General features: G+C 74.8%; 12 protein-coding genes and 1 pseudogene. 7 read left to right on the top strand and 6 right to left on the bottom strand.

Annotation, left to right across the window (positions count from 1 at the left end; genetic code table 11):
- Positions 1 to 276: 276 nt before the first annotated feature.
- Positions 277 to 2,808 (bottom strand): TIR domain-containing protein, encoded by a 2,532-nt coding sequence (locus AOK09_RS16605; RefSeq protein WP_055587990.1) that lies wholly within the window; start codon positions 2,806 to 2,808, stop codon positions 277 to 279.
- A 211-nt stretch (positions 2,809 to 3,019) separates the two neighbouring features.
- On the opposite strand from AOK09_RS16605, the gene AOK09_RS16600 reads away from it, so the two are divergent.
- On the top strand, positions 3,020 to 4,180 hold the full coding sequence (locus AOK09_RS16600; RefSeq protein WP_055587989.1) for a hypothetical protein: 1,161 nt from the start codon (positions 3,020 to 3,022) through the stop codon (positions 4,178 to 4,180).
- 11 nt (positions 4,181 to 4,191) lie between these two features.
- Here the strand turns inward: AOK09_RS16600 and AOK09_RS16595 are convergent, their stop codons facing one another.
- A complete protein-coding gene (locus AOK09_RS16595) occupies positions 4,192 to 5,670 on the bottom strand; it encodes an SDR family NAD(P)-dependent oxidoreductase (protein WP_055587988.1) in 1,479 nt (492 codons plus the stop codon).
- Between the two features lie 505 nt (positions 5,671 to 6,175).
- Here AOK09_RS16595 and AOK09_RS16590 point away from each other — a divergent pair.
- From AOK09_RS16590 to AOK09_RS16580, 3 genes are all read left to right on the top strand, one after another.
- A complete protein-coding gene (locus AOK09_RS16590) occupies positions 6,176 to 6,817 on the top strand; it encodes a CAP domain-containing protein (RefSeq protein ID WP_055587987.1) in 642 nt (213 codons plus the stop codon).
- A gap of 148 nt (positions 6,818 to 6,965) precedes the next feature.
- Positions 6,966 to 7,322: a hypothetical protein gene (locus AOK09_RS16585; protein ID WP_055587986.1), complete on the top strand. Its 357-nt coding sequence runs from the start codon at positions 6,966 to 6,968 to the stop codon at positions 7,320 to 7,322.
- A gap of 189 nt (positions 7,323 to 7,511) precedes the next feature.
- A complete protein-coding gene (locus tag AOK09_RS16580) occupies positions 7,512 to 7,955 on the top strand; it encodes a DUF5709 domain-containing protein (protein ID WP_055587985.1) in 444 nt (147 codons plus the stop codon).
- Positions 7,956 to 8,136: 181 nt separating this feature from the next.
- On the opposite strand, the gene AOK09_RS16575 is transcribed toward AOK09_RS16580, so the two are convergent.
- The gene (locus tag AOK09_RS16575; RefSeq protein ID WP_063795975.1) at positions 8,137 to 8,550 is read right to left on the bottom strand and encodes a MazG-like family protein; all 414 of its coding nucleotides are present in this window, start codon (positions 8,548 to 8,550) and stop codon (positions 8,137 to 8,139) included.
- A 50-nt stretch (positions 8,551 to 8,600) separates the two neighbouring features.
- Positions 8,601 to 9,227, bottom strand: coding sequence for a TetR/AcrR family transcriptional regulator (locus AOK09_RS16570; protein WP_055587984.1), 627 nt, complete (start codon positions 9,225 to 9,227; stop codon positions 8,601 to 8,603).
- Between the two features lie 55 nt (positions 9,228 to 9,282).
- On the opposite strand from AOK09_RS16570, the gene AOK09_RS16565 reads away from it, so the two are divergent.
- From AOK09_RS16565 to AOK09_RS16555, 3 genes are all read left to right on the top strand, one after another.
- Positions 9,283 to 10,560 (top strand): MFS transporter, encoded by a 1,278-nt coding sequence (locus AOK09_RS16565; RefSeq protein ID WP_055587983.1) that lies wholly within the window; start codon positions 9,283 to 9,285, stop codon positions 10,558 to 10,560.
- 53 nt (positions 10,561 to 10,613) lie between these two features.
- The gene (gene hemC / locus AOK09_RS16560; protein ID WP_055587982.1) at positions 10,614 to 11,549 is read left to right on the top strand and encodes a hydroxymethylbilane synthase; all 936 of its coding nucleotides are present in this window, start codon (positions 10,614 to 10,616) and stop codon (positions 11,547 to 11,549) included.
- A 105-nt stretch (positions 11,550 to 11,654) separates the two neighbouring features.
- A complete protein-coding gene (locus AOK09_RS16555; RefSeq protein ID WP_055587981.1) occupies positions 11,655 to 12,608 on the top strand; it encodes a DMT family transporter in 954 nt (317 codons plus the stop codon).
- 224 nt (positions 12,609 to 12,832) lie between these two features.
- Here the strand turns inward: AOK09_RS16555 and AOK09_RS16550 are convergent, their stop codons facing one another.
- On the bottom strand, positions 12,833 to 14,290 hold the full coding sequence (locus tag AOK09_RS16550) for a cytochrome P450 (RefSeq protein WP_055587980.1): 1,458 nt from the start codon (positions 14,288 to 14,290) through the stop codon (positions 12,833 to 12,835).
- Positions 14,287 to 14,472, bottom strand: a pseudogene (locus AOK09_RS16545) (ATP-binding protein); the annotation flags it as partial. The pseudogene AOK09_RS16545 and the gene AOK09_RS16550, both read right to left, overlap by 4 nt.

The following is a 14,472-nucleotide window of genomic DNA, read 5'->3' as shown; positions in this document are numbered from 1 at the left end:
GCGGCCCGGAGACCAGCAGCGGCCGGCCGGTGGCCAGGGCGACGTTCACGGCGAGGACGGTGTTCTCGTCGAACACATAGACCTGCCCGTCGGATCCGCCGAGGCCGGCGTCCCCGTCCGCCGGCGGCGCCCCCGGCGCCACCTCGGGATCGAACTGCTTGGCGTACTCCATCGCGCCCCCGCTCCACCGATGATCCATCCGCTCCCCGTGTCCCCGCGGGCCCACGTCCGCAGCGAATGCTCACACCGCCGCGGCCCCCTCGACAACCCCGCCCCTCAGGAGTGCACCCTCACCTCCACCCGCCCGAGGTACCACACCGACACCGGCGCCCCCTGATGATGTATCAGGTCCAGCCTCCGCAGCCACCGCGCCCCCCGCAGCGGCTCCAGGTCCACCCGGGCCGGACCCGGCGCCAGCTCCGCGAAGACCACGTCGGAGGCGGCCAGCGCCGAGACGTCCCGCAGGCCGGTACACCCCCGCACCGCCAGGGTCCGCAGCGTCCGGCAGCCGGCCAGGTCGGGCAGCGCGGTCAGCCCCGGGTCGCCGCTGATCACCAGCGTACGCAGCCCCCTGAGCCGGGGCAGCAGCTCCGCCGCCCGGTCGATCGGGCCGTGGCAGTGCACCTCGGCGACATGCGGGAGCCGGGCCAGCGCCTCCAGCTCACGCCGGTCGTGCGCGGTGTGCGGGGCCGGGGCACGCGGTACCACGGCCGTACGCGCCGGCAGCCGGCGCACCGGGGAGTGCCCGGGCGCACCGGTGTCCGCCGGCCGCGCGGCCCGGTCCGCCGCCGACCCGGGGACCGGCGGCTGCGCCGGGACCAGCACCGAGGGCAGCAGGTCCCGTACGGCCGGTCCGCCCCGGGCCAGCAGCCGCAGGTCGGCCGGTTCCAGCGGGGCCAGCGCAAGCAGCGCCTTGCGCAGCCGGTCGGCCACCCGGTCGCCGCAGCCGTCCGCCGCCGCGACCGCCGCGGCGGACAGCAGCGCGCCCCCGTCCCCGGCGCGGTCGATCAGCGCCAGCAGAAAGGCATCCCGCTCCTCGGCGGGCAGCTCCGCCGCGACCAGCAGCACCAGCTCGGCGGCGTGCCGCCGCTCCGGCAGCCCGGTCAGCAGCTCCGCGGCCCCGGCCGCCCCCAGCCCGGCCAGCTCGGGCGCGGCCAGGCAGTCGCGCAGCGCGTCATGGGCGAAGGACACCACCCCCGGTCCGGGCTGCCACAGCACTCCGGACCGCTCCGCCAGCGCCTCCAGCAGCTCCTGGCCCTGCGGACGGCCGCCGCCGGCCGCCTCGGCGGCGGCCTCCCAGGCGACGTCACCGCTTTCGTCGCGCACCGCGGCGGCCGCCAGCCGCCCCGCGGCGGCCCGCAGCGCGCCGTCCCCGGACCGTGCCTGCCGGCGGCGGGCCTGCGGCTCCGCGGCCTCGCCCTCCCCGGGCAGCCAGACCGCGGCGACCGCCGCGTCCAGCAGCCGCCGCCGGCCGGGCGGCGGCTCGCCACCGGCGGCCCGGACCGCCGTCCAGACCCCCGCCGCGGAGGCGGGCCAGGCCATCAGATCGCGCAGCACCGGATCGCCCGCGAGCAGCCCGGCCAGCGCACGGGCCCCGCGCCCCGCACCCTCGGCGTCGCCCGGCGCGCCGCGCGCCGCCAGCCCCAGGAAGGCCCCGACGTCCTCGGTGGACCACGGCTCCAGACGTACCGGCGTCCAGTCGCCGTCCAGCCGCTGCCAGGGCAGCCCCACCCCGTCGCAGGCGACGGCGCACGGACTTTGCGGATACTCCGCGAGCAGCCTCAGCAGCCACTCCCAGACCGCCGCACGGCCCCCGGAGGGCAGCGCCTCAAGTCCGGCCAGGGTGATCAGCGCCCGACCGGAGCGCAGCCGGCGGGCGGTCCAGCCGGCGGGCTCCTCCGTACGCAGCCGCGGCGCCACCGCCTGGACCAGGTCGGCGACCGCGGGCATCCAGCCCGGACGCACCGTCAGCTCCAGCGGCACCTCACAGCCCCAGGGCCCCGACCCGGGCTCCTCCTCCAGGACGGCCCTCGCCAGCCAGGCCAGCTCCCTGCGCCGCCCGCTGCCGCGCGGCCCCAGCAGGGCTATCCGCCGCCCGAGGTCGGGCAGTTGCTCCCGCAGCAGCGCCGCCGCGCTGCCCGCGCCGACCGGGGCGGCCCGCCGGGGCACATCCACCGCCGGGCCCCCGTCGAAGGGCAGCGGCGCCTCCCGCAGCAGCTCCCGGAACCGCCGGGTGAAGGCGGCGTCGTCCGCGGCGAAGGCCGGCGGCAGATCGGCGGCGGAGTCCTCCGGCGGCAGCGGGGGAGGGGTGCGGTCCGCCGTGGACGCCACCAGCCGGCCGGCGACGGCCGAGACCACCGCCCGGTACTCGCTGCGCAGCCGGGGAGCCTGCATGGTCAACTGCGCCAGCCCGTCCAGCCGGTAGGCGGCGGGCAGGGCGTCCGCCCGCAGGGTGTCGGCCTCGGCGGCGACGGACGGCAGCCGCTGCGCCAGCGGCTCCCACAGCAGGGGGAGCACCGTCTGCGGGGTGACCCCGGTCCTGGCCCGGCCCAGCGTCCGGCGCTGCACGGCCACGGCCCACTCCCGTCCCACCCGCTCGTCGCCGAAGTACGCGGGTGAGCAGAGCGACAGCAGGACGTCCGCCGTGCGGGCGCCCCGCAGGCCGTCCTCCCCGGCGCCGTCCGGGCCGTCACCGACACGGGTGAACGCGCCGGGAGCCTGTCGCTCCAGCTCCTGCCTCAGGTCCAGCAGGAAGCGGGAGACCCATGCCTCACTGGTCTCGGCATGGCTGACGGCGTAGGTCGGCACGGTCCGCCCAACTCCTCTCGTGAGCCGCCGATCGGGAGGAGCAGGTTACCCATGGCCGGTGTGCGACAATCCTCCTCGGTGGCCATCGGACACCCCGTCACAAACGTACCTGTCGGAGCGTCAACTCTTGTCCAGCGAACCGCCCCCCGCCTCACCGTCCGGTTGTTCGACGGCAACAGCGGATGCGTGGGCCGGAGAGGCCGGCCGCACCATGTCCGAGGAGCGCCGCCCGGCCGCCGGACCCGGCGTCGCGGCCCTGCCGGGGATCGTCCTGCGCGACGCCGCACTGCACACCCACCCCGCGGGGCTGGGCCGCCGGCAGCAGAACCTGCTGACCGGTGTACTGCGCAACGTCCCCGTGGTGGGGGACGGCACGGCCGCGCCCTCCAGCCCGGTCGAGATCCAGGACGCCCTGAGCCGCTTCCGGCCCGCCGCGCCGGGCGAGCTGGAGAGCGCCGCCAACCACTTCCGGCCCCGGCTGCTGGAGGCCCTGGTCGGCGCGGAGGCGCGGCGTGCGGGCTACATCCGCGGGCTGCCGCCGGAGGTGCTGCCCCAGCTGCTCTCCGCGGCGGGCCGCGCCGCGGAGTGCCCGATCGTGCTGCGGGTGGTCTACGGGGCCACCCGTACGCTGCCGCTGCGGGCGCTCAGCTATGTGCTGCCCGCGGTCCAGATGGCCGAGCGCATCCGCCGCGCCACGCACCGCCCCGCGCACCTGGAGATCGTGCTGATGGGCGACATCGGCACCGCGGTCAACGAGCTGCCGCGGGACGAGGTGGAGGCGGAGCTGCTGCTGCTGGGCCGCAGCCTGGCCCGGATGCTGCCGCTGCTGGACGTGAAGGATGGTTTCGGCATCCTCACCGACCGCGGCGCGGACGCCGCAGCCCGGCTGGACGAGCTCGCCGGGCGGCTGGACGGCGACCGGCGTACCGAGGTGCTGCGACTGCTCGCCGGCCGGGGCGGCAGCCGCAGCGAGCGGCAGACGCTCCGCTACGCCGCCGCCCATGTGCTGCTGCACGACCGGGCAGCGATCACCCTGGTCCCGGCCTACGGAGGGCCCACGCCCCAGGACGCCGTGCGGATCGACCTCGGCGGCATCCAGGAACGGCACTTCCACCGGGTGCGCACCCTCTTCGCCGAGGGGACGGCCGACCCGGGGGAGCCGTCGGCACCGCTGGTCCTCACCCGCCACTCGGTGCCGCCCTACACCATGGCCAGGGGCGGTGACATCGCCCTGCGGGACTTCCTGGCGGGCACCGCCCCCGACGAGGCGCTGCTGCCCCCGGCCGTCCGGCACGACCTGCGCTATCTGCACCTGCAGCTCGGTGAGGAACGGCTGGGGGCCGTGGTCGGCCCGGAGGACCCGGGCCGATGACCCCCCCGCGGTCACCAGGGCGACGGCTTGTAGTCCTTGAGGAAGCAGCCGTACAGGTCCTCGCCCTGCTCGCCGCGGACGATGGGGTCGTAGACCCGGGCGGCGCCGTCCACCAGGTCCAGCGGGGCGTGGAAACCTTCGTCGGCCAGCCGGACCTTGTCGGGGTGGGGACGCTCGTCGGTGATCCACCCGGTGTCCACGCTGGTCATCAGGATGCCGTCGGTGAGCATCTCCTGGGCGCTGGTGCGGGTGAGCATGTTCAGCGCCGCCTTGGCCATGTTGGTGTGCGGATGCCCCGGCCCCTTGTAGCCCCGGCTGAACTGCCCCTCCATCGCCGAGACGTTCACCACGTAGGTGCGGCGCGCCGCAGAGGCGGCCAGCGCCGAACGCAGCCTGCTGACCAGGACGAACGGCGCGGTGACATTGCAGAGCTGGACCTCCAGCAGCTCCAGCGGGTCGACCTCGTGCACCCGCTGGCTCCAGCTGTTCTCCGCCGCCAGGTCCGGCACCAGGCCGCCGGCGTCCACCGCGGTGCCCGCCGCGATCCGCTCCGGTGAGGTGGAGCCGGTGGTCAGGGCGAGGGCGGTGATGGACTCCGGGGTCAGGGTGCCCTGCCCGGGCCGGCGCGGGCCGGGCAGCTCAGGGTGGCTGCCCGTACCGAAGCGGCCCAGCACGACCGACTCGGGGAGTTCCCCGGCGGGCAGCGGTGCCGACTCGGCCGCGATCAGCTCCTGGTAGGCCTGCGGCGAGCGCCGCACGGTCTGGGCGGCGTTGTTGATCAGTATGTCCAGCGGCCCCTGGGCGGCCACCGAGTCGGCCAGCGCGACCACCTGCGAGGGGTCGCGCAGGTCGATGCCGACGATCCGCAGCCGGTGCAGCCACTCCGCACTGTCAGGCATCGCCGTGAAGCGGCGGATGGCGTCACTGGGGAAGCGGGTGGTGATGGTGGTGTGGGCGCCGTCCCGCAGCAGCCGCAGCGCGATGTACATACCGATCTTGGCCCGGCCGCCGGTGAGCAGCGCACGCCGCCCGGTGAGGTCGGTGCGGGCGTCCCGGCGGCTGCGGTTCTCCGCGGCGCACGGCGGGCACAGCTGGTGGTAGAAGGCGTCCACCTCGACATAGCGGGTCTTGCAGATGTAGCAGGACCGGGGCCGCTGCAGAATGCCGGCGATCTCGCCCGCGGTGGTGGCGGTGAGCAGCAGACCCTGGGTCTCGTCGTCGATCCGCCCAGGGGCGCCGGTGGCGGTCGCGGCGGTCACCGCCCGGTCGTTGGCGGTCTTGGAGGCGCGGCGCTCCTGGCGGCGGCGCTGCTTCACCGTGCGGTAGATGCCCGCGGTGGCCTTGCGTATGGCGATCGCGTCGGGGTGGTCCAGCGGCAGGTCGTCCAGTTCGGCCAGCACGTCCAGGCAGACCGCCATCCGCGCGGGGTCGATGCCCGTGCGCTCCTTCGGCGGCGCCGCCGCCTCCCCGGTCTCCATGCTCGCCGTCATCGCCGCTGCCGCTTCCTTGGTCGTCCCGGACCGCCGGTCCCGGCGGCGTTCTCCGGGAACTCTACGTACGGGTGCGCCGGGTCCCCAAACCTGCGCGCTCGCGGGGGTGCGTCCCTGCGGCCGGAGCCGGGCCCGAGCACGGCCGACGGCCGTCCTCCGGTGACGTGCGTCACTCGCCGGCGGCGGTCAACGAGGCACGGTAGTGGAGCGACCCGGGGTTGCATACATATGCGTTCCGGGGCGAAACGGACATTCGTCTCAGCGGTCGCCCTCCCGCCTGGACCCCGGCCGCGGACGGCCGCCGACGCGGCTGCCGGAGAGGCGATCTGACGAACCGTCGGCCTGCTCGCGGAGCGCCACGACGCCGGCCCTGCATCCGGGTCCGGCCGCCGCAAGACCCCCGCTCTGCTACGAGCAGCCGTAGTAACCAACGCCCTTTGCCCAGGCCGGGGGCGCTTCACACAATGACCGGGCCCATCCGACGCACCACCGAATGAGGTCCCCCATGACGAAGCACCGCAGGAGCCTCTCCCGCCGCCGCAAGATAACCGTGACCCTCGTCGCCGCGGTAGCGGTGGGCACTCCCACGGCCGCCTTCGCCTCCGACGGCTGGCACCCCGGCGCGGCCGGGGCACGGCACTGGCGGGGCGGGTCCTCGCAGTGGTGGAGCGGCCACCAGCACGGCACCCGGCCCACCACCGCCCCCAGCACTCCGGCGTCCAGCCCCTCGGACACCGCCACCGCCGCGCCCTCGGCCACCGCCGCGCCCAGCGGCCCAGCCGCGACCGTCGTCACCCTGGTCAACGCCGAGCGTAAGAAGGCCGGCTGCGGCCCCCTGACCGTGAACGCCAAGCTCACCAGCGCCGCCCAGGCGCACAGCGAGGACATGGCCGCGCACAAGAACATGTCCCACACCGGCTCGGACGGTTCCTCCCCCGGCGACCGCATCTCCAAGGCCGGCTACTCCTGGTCCTCCTACGGGGAGAACGTCGCCTACGGCTACAGCACGCCCGACAGCGTGATGGCGGCCTGGATGTCCAGCCCCGGGCACAAGGCCAACATCCTGGACTGCTCCTTCAAGGAGATCGGCGTCGGCCTGGCGGAGCCGGGCGACTACTGGACCCAGGACTTCGGCGCCGCCCGCTGATCCGCACGGCCGTTGTCAGTGGCGTGTGCCAGCCTTCCGCTGTCGCGATCTTGTGACAGGAATACACGTGCGAACCCGCGTGTCCTGGGCAATAGTCGTTGGCAGGGAAGTCCGTCACACCCTTCCGACTCGGAGAGTTGGCCACGCCATGACCGTGCTGTACGCCGGCGCCGCCCGCCACCGGGCGAAGCCCGGCTCCGCCCTTCCCGCCGGCGCCCAGGACGTGCTGGCGGTCGTCGCCGACCCCTCGCGGCCGGTCCACCTGGTGGTCACCACCGGGCGCACCGCCCGCCGCAGCTTTGTCTCCTGGCAGCCCTGGGACTCCAGTACCGGCACCGGAAACTGCTACACGGCGCTGCCGGCCGCGGTCTGTGAGGCCCTGCTGGAGGCGGGACTGATAGCGCCCGGCCCGGTGCTCCAGGACCCGTCCCGGCAGGTACGGGCCGTCGGACTCACCGAGGCCGGCCGTCGCTGCCAGGCCCGCCCCCACGCCTACGCCGCCTGATCCGGTCGGCCCCCTCCCGGCCCGGCCGCGGAGGGGGCCGACCGGAGTGCGTGCCCGGCGGTCCCGCGGGGAGCGGCCGCTCCCCGGCCGCCTTGCCTCGACGCCCGACCGGGGACATGATCGAAGCGGGCTGTCCGTCCGGCTCGACGCCAGGCGCGCGAAGGAGGTGCAGCTGTGAGTGAGAACACGATGGGTGACGAGGTCTACCAGCCGCAGGGCGACGAGGTCACCGACGACTCGGGCCCGTTGGAGCCCGAGGACACCCTGGTCAACCGGGGGGTGCCGCAGGTTCTGGACGAGGGCTACTCACCCCCGGAGCGGCCGTTCGCCGTCAACGACTGGGGCACCACCGCCGAGGAGCAGAACCGCGGCGAGGGGCTCGACCGCCGTCTCGCCCGAGAGCTCCCGGACCAGGTGGACGGCGACGGCGACGGCCTCGGCGACGCGGTGGGAACCGACGGCGAACTGCTCGACGAGGAGGTCGGCGACCGCCGGGCCGGGCGACTGGTGGCCCTGGACGAGGGCGCCCACCCGGACACCGAGTCCGAACTCTTCGCCAGCGACGTCGGCATCGACGGCGCGGCCGCCTCGGCCGAGGAGGCCGCGGTCCACATCGTCCCCGACGGCGACTGAGGAACCCCCGCCGGTCCCGGGCGCCCAGCGGGCCGTGCACCCTCCCACGGGCCGCGGCGCGCCCGGCCGCGCGCCCTCACCCGGCGCCGTCCCGGGCCGCGGGCGGTCGTCCCCCGGGCGCGACGCTCCGAGCGCGGCGCCGGGCCTGCGCCGGCCCCGGTACAGGTGGGGCCACCCTGAGTCACAGCTGCCGGTCGTCGCCGGGCGGTGCGCCGCCCGGGGCGGCCCCGTCGGCGTTCCCGGCGGTGCGGGACCCCTCGGCGTCCAGCGGGAGCGGGTCGGCCGCGCCTGACCGCCGGGCCACCCGGCGCAACTGGGCGTCGAAGACCGCGGGGGCGTCGGGGGTCAGCGTCCGCAGGGCCACCATGGCGGTGATGATCACATCGCACAGTTCGGCCTGCACATCCTCCCAGGTGTGCGTACGGCCCTTGCGCGGATTGTGGCCCAGAGCGCCGATCACCGCCTCCGTGACCTCTCCCACCTCCTCCGACAGCTTCATCATGCGCAGTAGCCGCCCGGTCTCGGGCGCGACACTGCTCGCGCCGTCCAGCCAGGCGAGCAGCCGCTCGACGGTCTGCCAGGCGTCCTGTTCCATGCGGGGTGCGCTCCTTCGGGGTGCCGGGCCGACTAGTAGTTGAGGGTGCGTCAGGGAAAGACGAGATACCGGTCCAGCAGGACGGCGGCCTCCGAGAGGACCTGAGGGTCGCCCTCCGGCCGGTCCCGGAAAGCCAGGTTCAGTAGGTGGCCCACCAGCACCACGGCCATCAGCGTGCGCCGCCGCGCCTCGGGGGTGTCCGGGGCGCCGTAGTGCCCCACCAGCAGGGCATGGACGGTGTCCGCCACATCCTGGTCGTTGGCATCGCTCTCGGACTGGAGCATGGGAATCCGCGGCCCGCCCCACCAGATCCGGCGGAAGCCGGGCTCGCTGCGGAAGAAGTCCGCGTACGCCTCGATCAGCAACCGGTGGAGGTCCTCCGGCCGTTCGGGCAGCGGGCCGGCGGCAGTGTCCTGCGAGATCTCCACGAAGCGCCGCAGCCAGTCCCGGACCAGAGAGGCGACGATGGCCTCCTTGTCGGGGAAGAAGCGATAGAGCACTCCGACGGAGACACCTGCCTCGGCGGCGATCAGCCGGGTGCCGATCTCGTCGTAGGGGTGTTCCTCCAGCAGGCGCCCGGTGGCGGCCAGGATGCGGGCGACCTTCTCGCGGCTGCGCTGCTGCTGGGGCCTGCGTGCGCCCGTGCGGGGATCCGGGGGCTGCTGGACCTCGGGCACGGACCCTCCTCGGGGTGTCTTGACAGGCCTCAAAATGCGAACCAGAGTCTAGTTCATGTTTCTGACGGGGGATGCACGACGTGCCCGGCCGCCGCTCGGGTCCGCGTTCCGGCTGGTCTGGGCCTCGGCGACGCTGTCCGGCTTCGGCGACGGCATGCGCTTTGTCGCTCTGCCGCTGCTCGCCTCCGGGATCTCCGGCGATCCGCGCGACATCGCGCTGGTCTTCCTGGCGGAGCAGGCGCCCTGGCTGCTGCTGGCGGTACCCGCGGGGGCCGTCGCCGACCGGGTGGACAGGCGGCGGCTGCTGTGGACGGTGGACGCCGTGCGCGCCCTGGTGGCCGCCCTGCCGGCCTTGCTGGTGGTGCTGGACTCGCCGTCGATCCCGCTGCTGGCGGCCACCGGCTTCCTGCTGGGAGCGGGCGAGGTGCTGCACAGCGGAGCCTGGGCCGCGCTGGTGCCCGCTCTGGTCGGCCCGGAGGACCGGCCCCGGGCGAACGCCGCGGTCCAGGCGGGGATGCTCATCGGTGACACGCTGGTGGGCACGCCTCTGGGAGCGCTGGTGTTCGCGGTGGCGGCGGCCGGGCCGTTCGTGGTCGACGCCGTCTCCTTCACCGCCGCGGCCCTGCTGATGGCCCTGGTACCGGGGGACTTCCGGCCCCGGGCGGACGGAACGGGCGCACTCGCCGGCAGCCCGGTCCCGGCCGGTGCGGCAACCTTCCGGCGCCACGCCGTCGAAGGGGTGCGCCGGCTGTGGCACCAACCGCTGCTGCGGCGGCTCTGCCTGATCGCGGGGGTCTCCAATCTGGTGCTGTCGGGGCTGATCGCGGTCCTGGTGCTGTTCGCCCGTGACCGTCTGGGCCTCGGCGGCCCCGGCTACGGCCTGCTGGTCGCGTCCTTCGCCGTCGGAGGGCTCGTCGGAGCGGGCCTTGCCCCCCGGCTGGCCGCCGGGATCGGCCCCGGTCGTCTGCTGAGGCTCATCATGCCCGTGGCGGCAGTCCTGGTGGGGGCTGTCGGCATGGCCTCCTCCGGCGTCGTCGCCGGATGTCTCATCGCGGCCTATGGCGCGGCGTCCACGGTCTGGGGCATCACCTCGGTCTCGGTACGCCAGTCACTGGTGCCGCCCGAACTGCTGGGCCGGGTCGGGACGGCGTACCAGACGGTGTCGCTGGGTGCCGGCGCGGTCGGGGCGGCTGCGGCCGGGGAAGTGGGGCACACCCTGGGGCTGCGTGCCCCTTTTCTGCTCGGCGCCGTGCTGCTGCTCGCCGCCGGGGGTGCGGCGCTGGGCATCCCCGCCGGACTCCGCCCCGTGGCACAGGCCGGGGCAATGGGGTGAACTCTCCAGGACCGCCGTACTGGCAGCCGAGTTGACTGCCTATCATAAAGCGCATGCCCACGCCCGAGCTGATCCGCATCGTCGCCCGCTCCTCGCCGATGGCGCTGGCCCAGGTCGAGCGGGTGCGCTCCGAGCTGGCAGCGCTGCACCCCGGGATCCGTACCGAGGTGGTGCCCGTCACCACCGCAGGTGACCGCTGGCCGGGCGCGCTCTCCGCTCTCGGCGGCAAGGGCGCCTTCACCAAGGAGGTCGACGCCGCGCTGCTGGCCGGCGAGGCCGACCTCGCCGTGCACTGCGTCAAGGACGTGCCCGCCGACCGTCCGCTGCCCGCCGGTACGGTCTTCGCCGCCTTCCTCAAGCGTGACGACGTACGCGACGCCCTGGTCCACCCGGGTGGGCTGACCCTGGACGAGCTCCCCGACGGCACCCGGATCGGCACCTCGTCGGTGCGCCGGGTCGCCCAGCTCGCGGTCTCCCACCCCGGTCTGGTGTGCGTGCCGATGCGGGGCAACGCCAACCGCCGCCTGGAGAAGCTGGACGCGGGGGAGGCGGACGCCCTGCTGCTCGCGGTCGCCGGACTGCGCCGGATCGGCCGGGCGGACCGGATCGGCGAGATCCTTTCGGTGGAGTCCATGTGCCCGCCCGTGGGTGCGGGCATCCTGGCCCTGCAGTGCCGCGAGGACGACACCGACACCATCGGGACGGTGGCCGCCCTCGGGGATCCCGCCGCCTGGCGGGAGACCACCGCCGAGCGGATGCTGCTGCATGTGCTGCAGGGCCACTGCAACTCCCCGATCGCCGGGCTGGCCAGGGCCGAGCGGGACGGCCGGCTCTCCCTGCGGGCGCGGGTCTTCAGCCCGGACGGCAAGACCGTGCTGGACGCCCATGAGTGGGCCGGTCCGCTGGACCCCGCGACCCTGGGCACCTCGGTGGCGGTGGCCCTGCTCCGCCAGGGTGCGCGGGAAGTGATCGACTCCATTCCGCACTGAGCGTCACCGGCGCCCTTCGCACCCGCAGCGGCGCCGCCGCACCAGTGACCGGCGACGTGTCACGTAGCGTGATGGCGGTAACCCGCCGTCACAGAGGAGCCCTGGGTGCAGACCGCAATCGCCGTGCTGTTCGCGCTGCTCGCCGCGGTCAGCAATGCGCTGGCCACGGTGTTCCAGCGGTACGCCGCCCGCTCGGTGCCGCTCTCCCGGGGCTTCCGGCCGTCACTCATCGTCGAACTGCTGCACCGACCGGTGTGGCTGGGCGGCTTCGCCGCGGTGATCGCCGCGGCCTGCTTCCAGGCGCTGGCGCTGCTCAACGGTGAACTCTCCCTGGTGCAGCCGCTCTTTGTGCTGGAGCTGCCGTTCGCGCTGCTGATCGGCGGGATGGTGCTGGGGCGGCGGATGCGCGGCTGGGGCTGGGGCGCGGTGGCCTGCATCGTGGTCGGCCTCGGGGTGGCGCTGTGGGCGGCCTCCCCGACCCCGGGTGTGCAGCGGCCCGATCTGGGCATCTGGGTCCTGGTGCTGCTGAGCTCCGTGGCCGCCGTCGCGATCCTGGTGGGCGTGGCCCTGCGCCGCCCGGCCGGGGCGGTGCGGGCGGCCTGCTTCGGGGCCGCCTCGGCGGTGGGTTATGCGCTGACAGCTGCCCTGATGAAGGACGCCACCCATGTGTGGTCGGACTACGGTCCGGCGGGCTTCTTCACGGCCTGGCAGACCTACTGCTTCGCGGCAGCCGGGGTGGGTGCCCTGTTCCTGCTGGAGAACGCGATGCAGTCCGGCCCGCTGGTCGCCTCCCAGCCCGCGCTGACGCTGGGTGACGCCCTGGTCAGCCTGTCGCTGGGGGTCACCCTCTTCCAGGAGCAGGTGCGGACCGGCTGGTGGCTGGTGCCGGAGGTACTGGGTGCCGCGCTGATTCTGCTGGGCGCGGTGGGGCTGGCGCGGGTGCCGCTCACCTCGACGCTGGTGGGCTCCGGCGAGGGCGCGGGCGAGCGCCCGGGCGGGGACGGCGAGCCGGGTGGCGACGAGCAGTCGAGCGGTGACCTGCCCGGCAGCGACGACTGAGCGGGCGCCGCTGCCCCCGCCGGACGCTGCCTGGTCGTCCGCCGGCTGTCGCTTGACGGCTGTCGTCCGCCGAGGGGTTGCGGGTCTCCCGTGTGCCCGAGGCGGGCCCCGGTCCGTACGGTCCGGGCCCGAGCCGACTCCTCGAGGGCTGCGGGTCGTACGCCACGGGGCCCGCCCCCGAAGCCCCGCGGAGCGGGGCCCCGGCGGCAGGCCCGGGACGTGGGTCAGCGGCCCACGAGCCAGCGGGCCAGGGCCCGCCAGCGTGACCGCCGTACGGTCCGGGCCGGAAGGGGCACCGGATAACGGGCCCTCGCCGTCGCACCCTCAGTGTCCGCCGGTGTCCGCTGCCTGCCGATGCCCAGCCGGCCGGAGGGCTCCTCGGCGGGCTCCGGCCGCCGGGGGGCGAACTCCGCGGGCAGCGCCTCCAGATGGCGGGCCCAGATGGACGACCGCCAGCCGAGCTCCTCCTCGGGCACCGCGAGCCGCAGGTCGGGCAGGCGGATCAGCAGGGTGTCCACGGCGGCGTCGGTGATCGCCCGCCCGATGTCGCCCCCGGGGCACATGTGCGCCCCGCCGCTGAACGCCAGATGCGAACGGTTGCCGCGCACCGGCGCATGGACGTCGGGCCGCACCGAGGTGTCGGTGTTGGCCGCGGCCAGGCCCAGCAGCACCATGTCACCGGCCCGGATCAGGCGTCCGTCGAGCTCGGTGTCGGCCGTGGCCCAGCCGCCCGGGCAGGCGGTCAGCGGGGGCTCGTTCCACAGCACCTGCTCCACGGCGTCGGCCACCGTCATCCGGACACCGGCGAGGGAGGCCCGGAAGCGCCGGTCGGTGAGGACCACCCGCAGGGTGTTGGCGATCAGATTGGTGGTGGTCTCGTTGGCCGCGATCAGTACCAGCCGCAGATGGTTCTGCACCTCCTCGTCGGTGAGCCGGGAGGGATGGGCGATCAGCCAGGAGGTGAAGTCCTCACCGGGAGTGACCTTTTTGCGCTGCACCAGCTGCCGCAGGGTCTCCAGGATGTGCTCGTTGGCCGCGGCGGCCCGTTCGGTGCCGGTCATCAGATCGGCGCTGGCCGTCACCAGCCGCGGACCGGCCTCCTCGGGCAGGCCCAGCAGATGGGTCAGCACCAGCATCGGCACATGCTGGGCGTACTGGGTGAGCAGTTCGGCGCGGCCCTCGGCGACGAAGCCGTCGATCAGCCGGTTGGCGATGCGATGGATCTGCCGGCGGATGCCCCGGCGGTCGAAGCGGTTCAGGCTGTCGGTGACCGCCCCGCGCAGCCGCTGGTGTTCCGCGCCGTCGGCGGAGAGGCAGTCGGGACGCCAGCTGACCATCGGCAGCAGCGGGGAGTCCGGGGGGACCCGGCCCTCCAGCAGGTCGCGCCAGATCCGCGAGTCCCGGGAGAACCGCTTGGGCGCACGGGTGACCTCAAGGTTCTCCCGGTAGCCGAGCACCAGCCAGGCGGGCACATCGCCGTCCAGCAGTACCGGGGCGACGGACCCGTGCCGTTTGCGCAGCTCCTCGTAGAGCCCGATCGGGTCGGCCTCGGCGGCCGGGCCGTAGAACCGCACCCGTCCGCCGGTCGCGGCGTCCTCGGGGCCCTGGTCCGGGGCGTGGGCGGGGCAGCCCGGTGGCGGGGTGGTCGCGCTCTGCGCGTGGTCGGGGTGTGGGGCGGTCACTGCGGCTCCCGGGTCGCGGTCGCGGAGAGGGTGTACAGATAGCGCATCAGCGTCAGCAGGACGTCCCTGCTGGAGGTACGGAGCCGGGCGTCGCAGTCGACCATCGGGACCGAGTCGTCGAGGTCCAGTGCCGAACGCAGCTGTGCCACGGGATGTGACGGTGCGTCAGGGAAGGCGTTGAC

The organism is Peterkaempfera griseoplana, assembly GCF_001418575.1.
GTDB lineage: Bacteria > Actinomycetota > Actinomycetes > Streptomycetales > Streptomycetaceae > Peterkaempfera > Peterkaempfera griseoplana.
The sequence above is the reverse complement of the archived record's forward strand: the minus strand, read 5'-3'. Positions and strand labels throughout refer to the sequence as shown.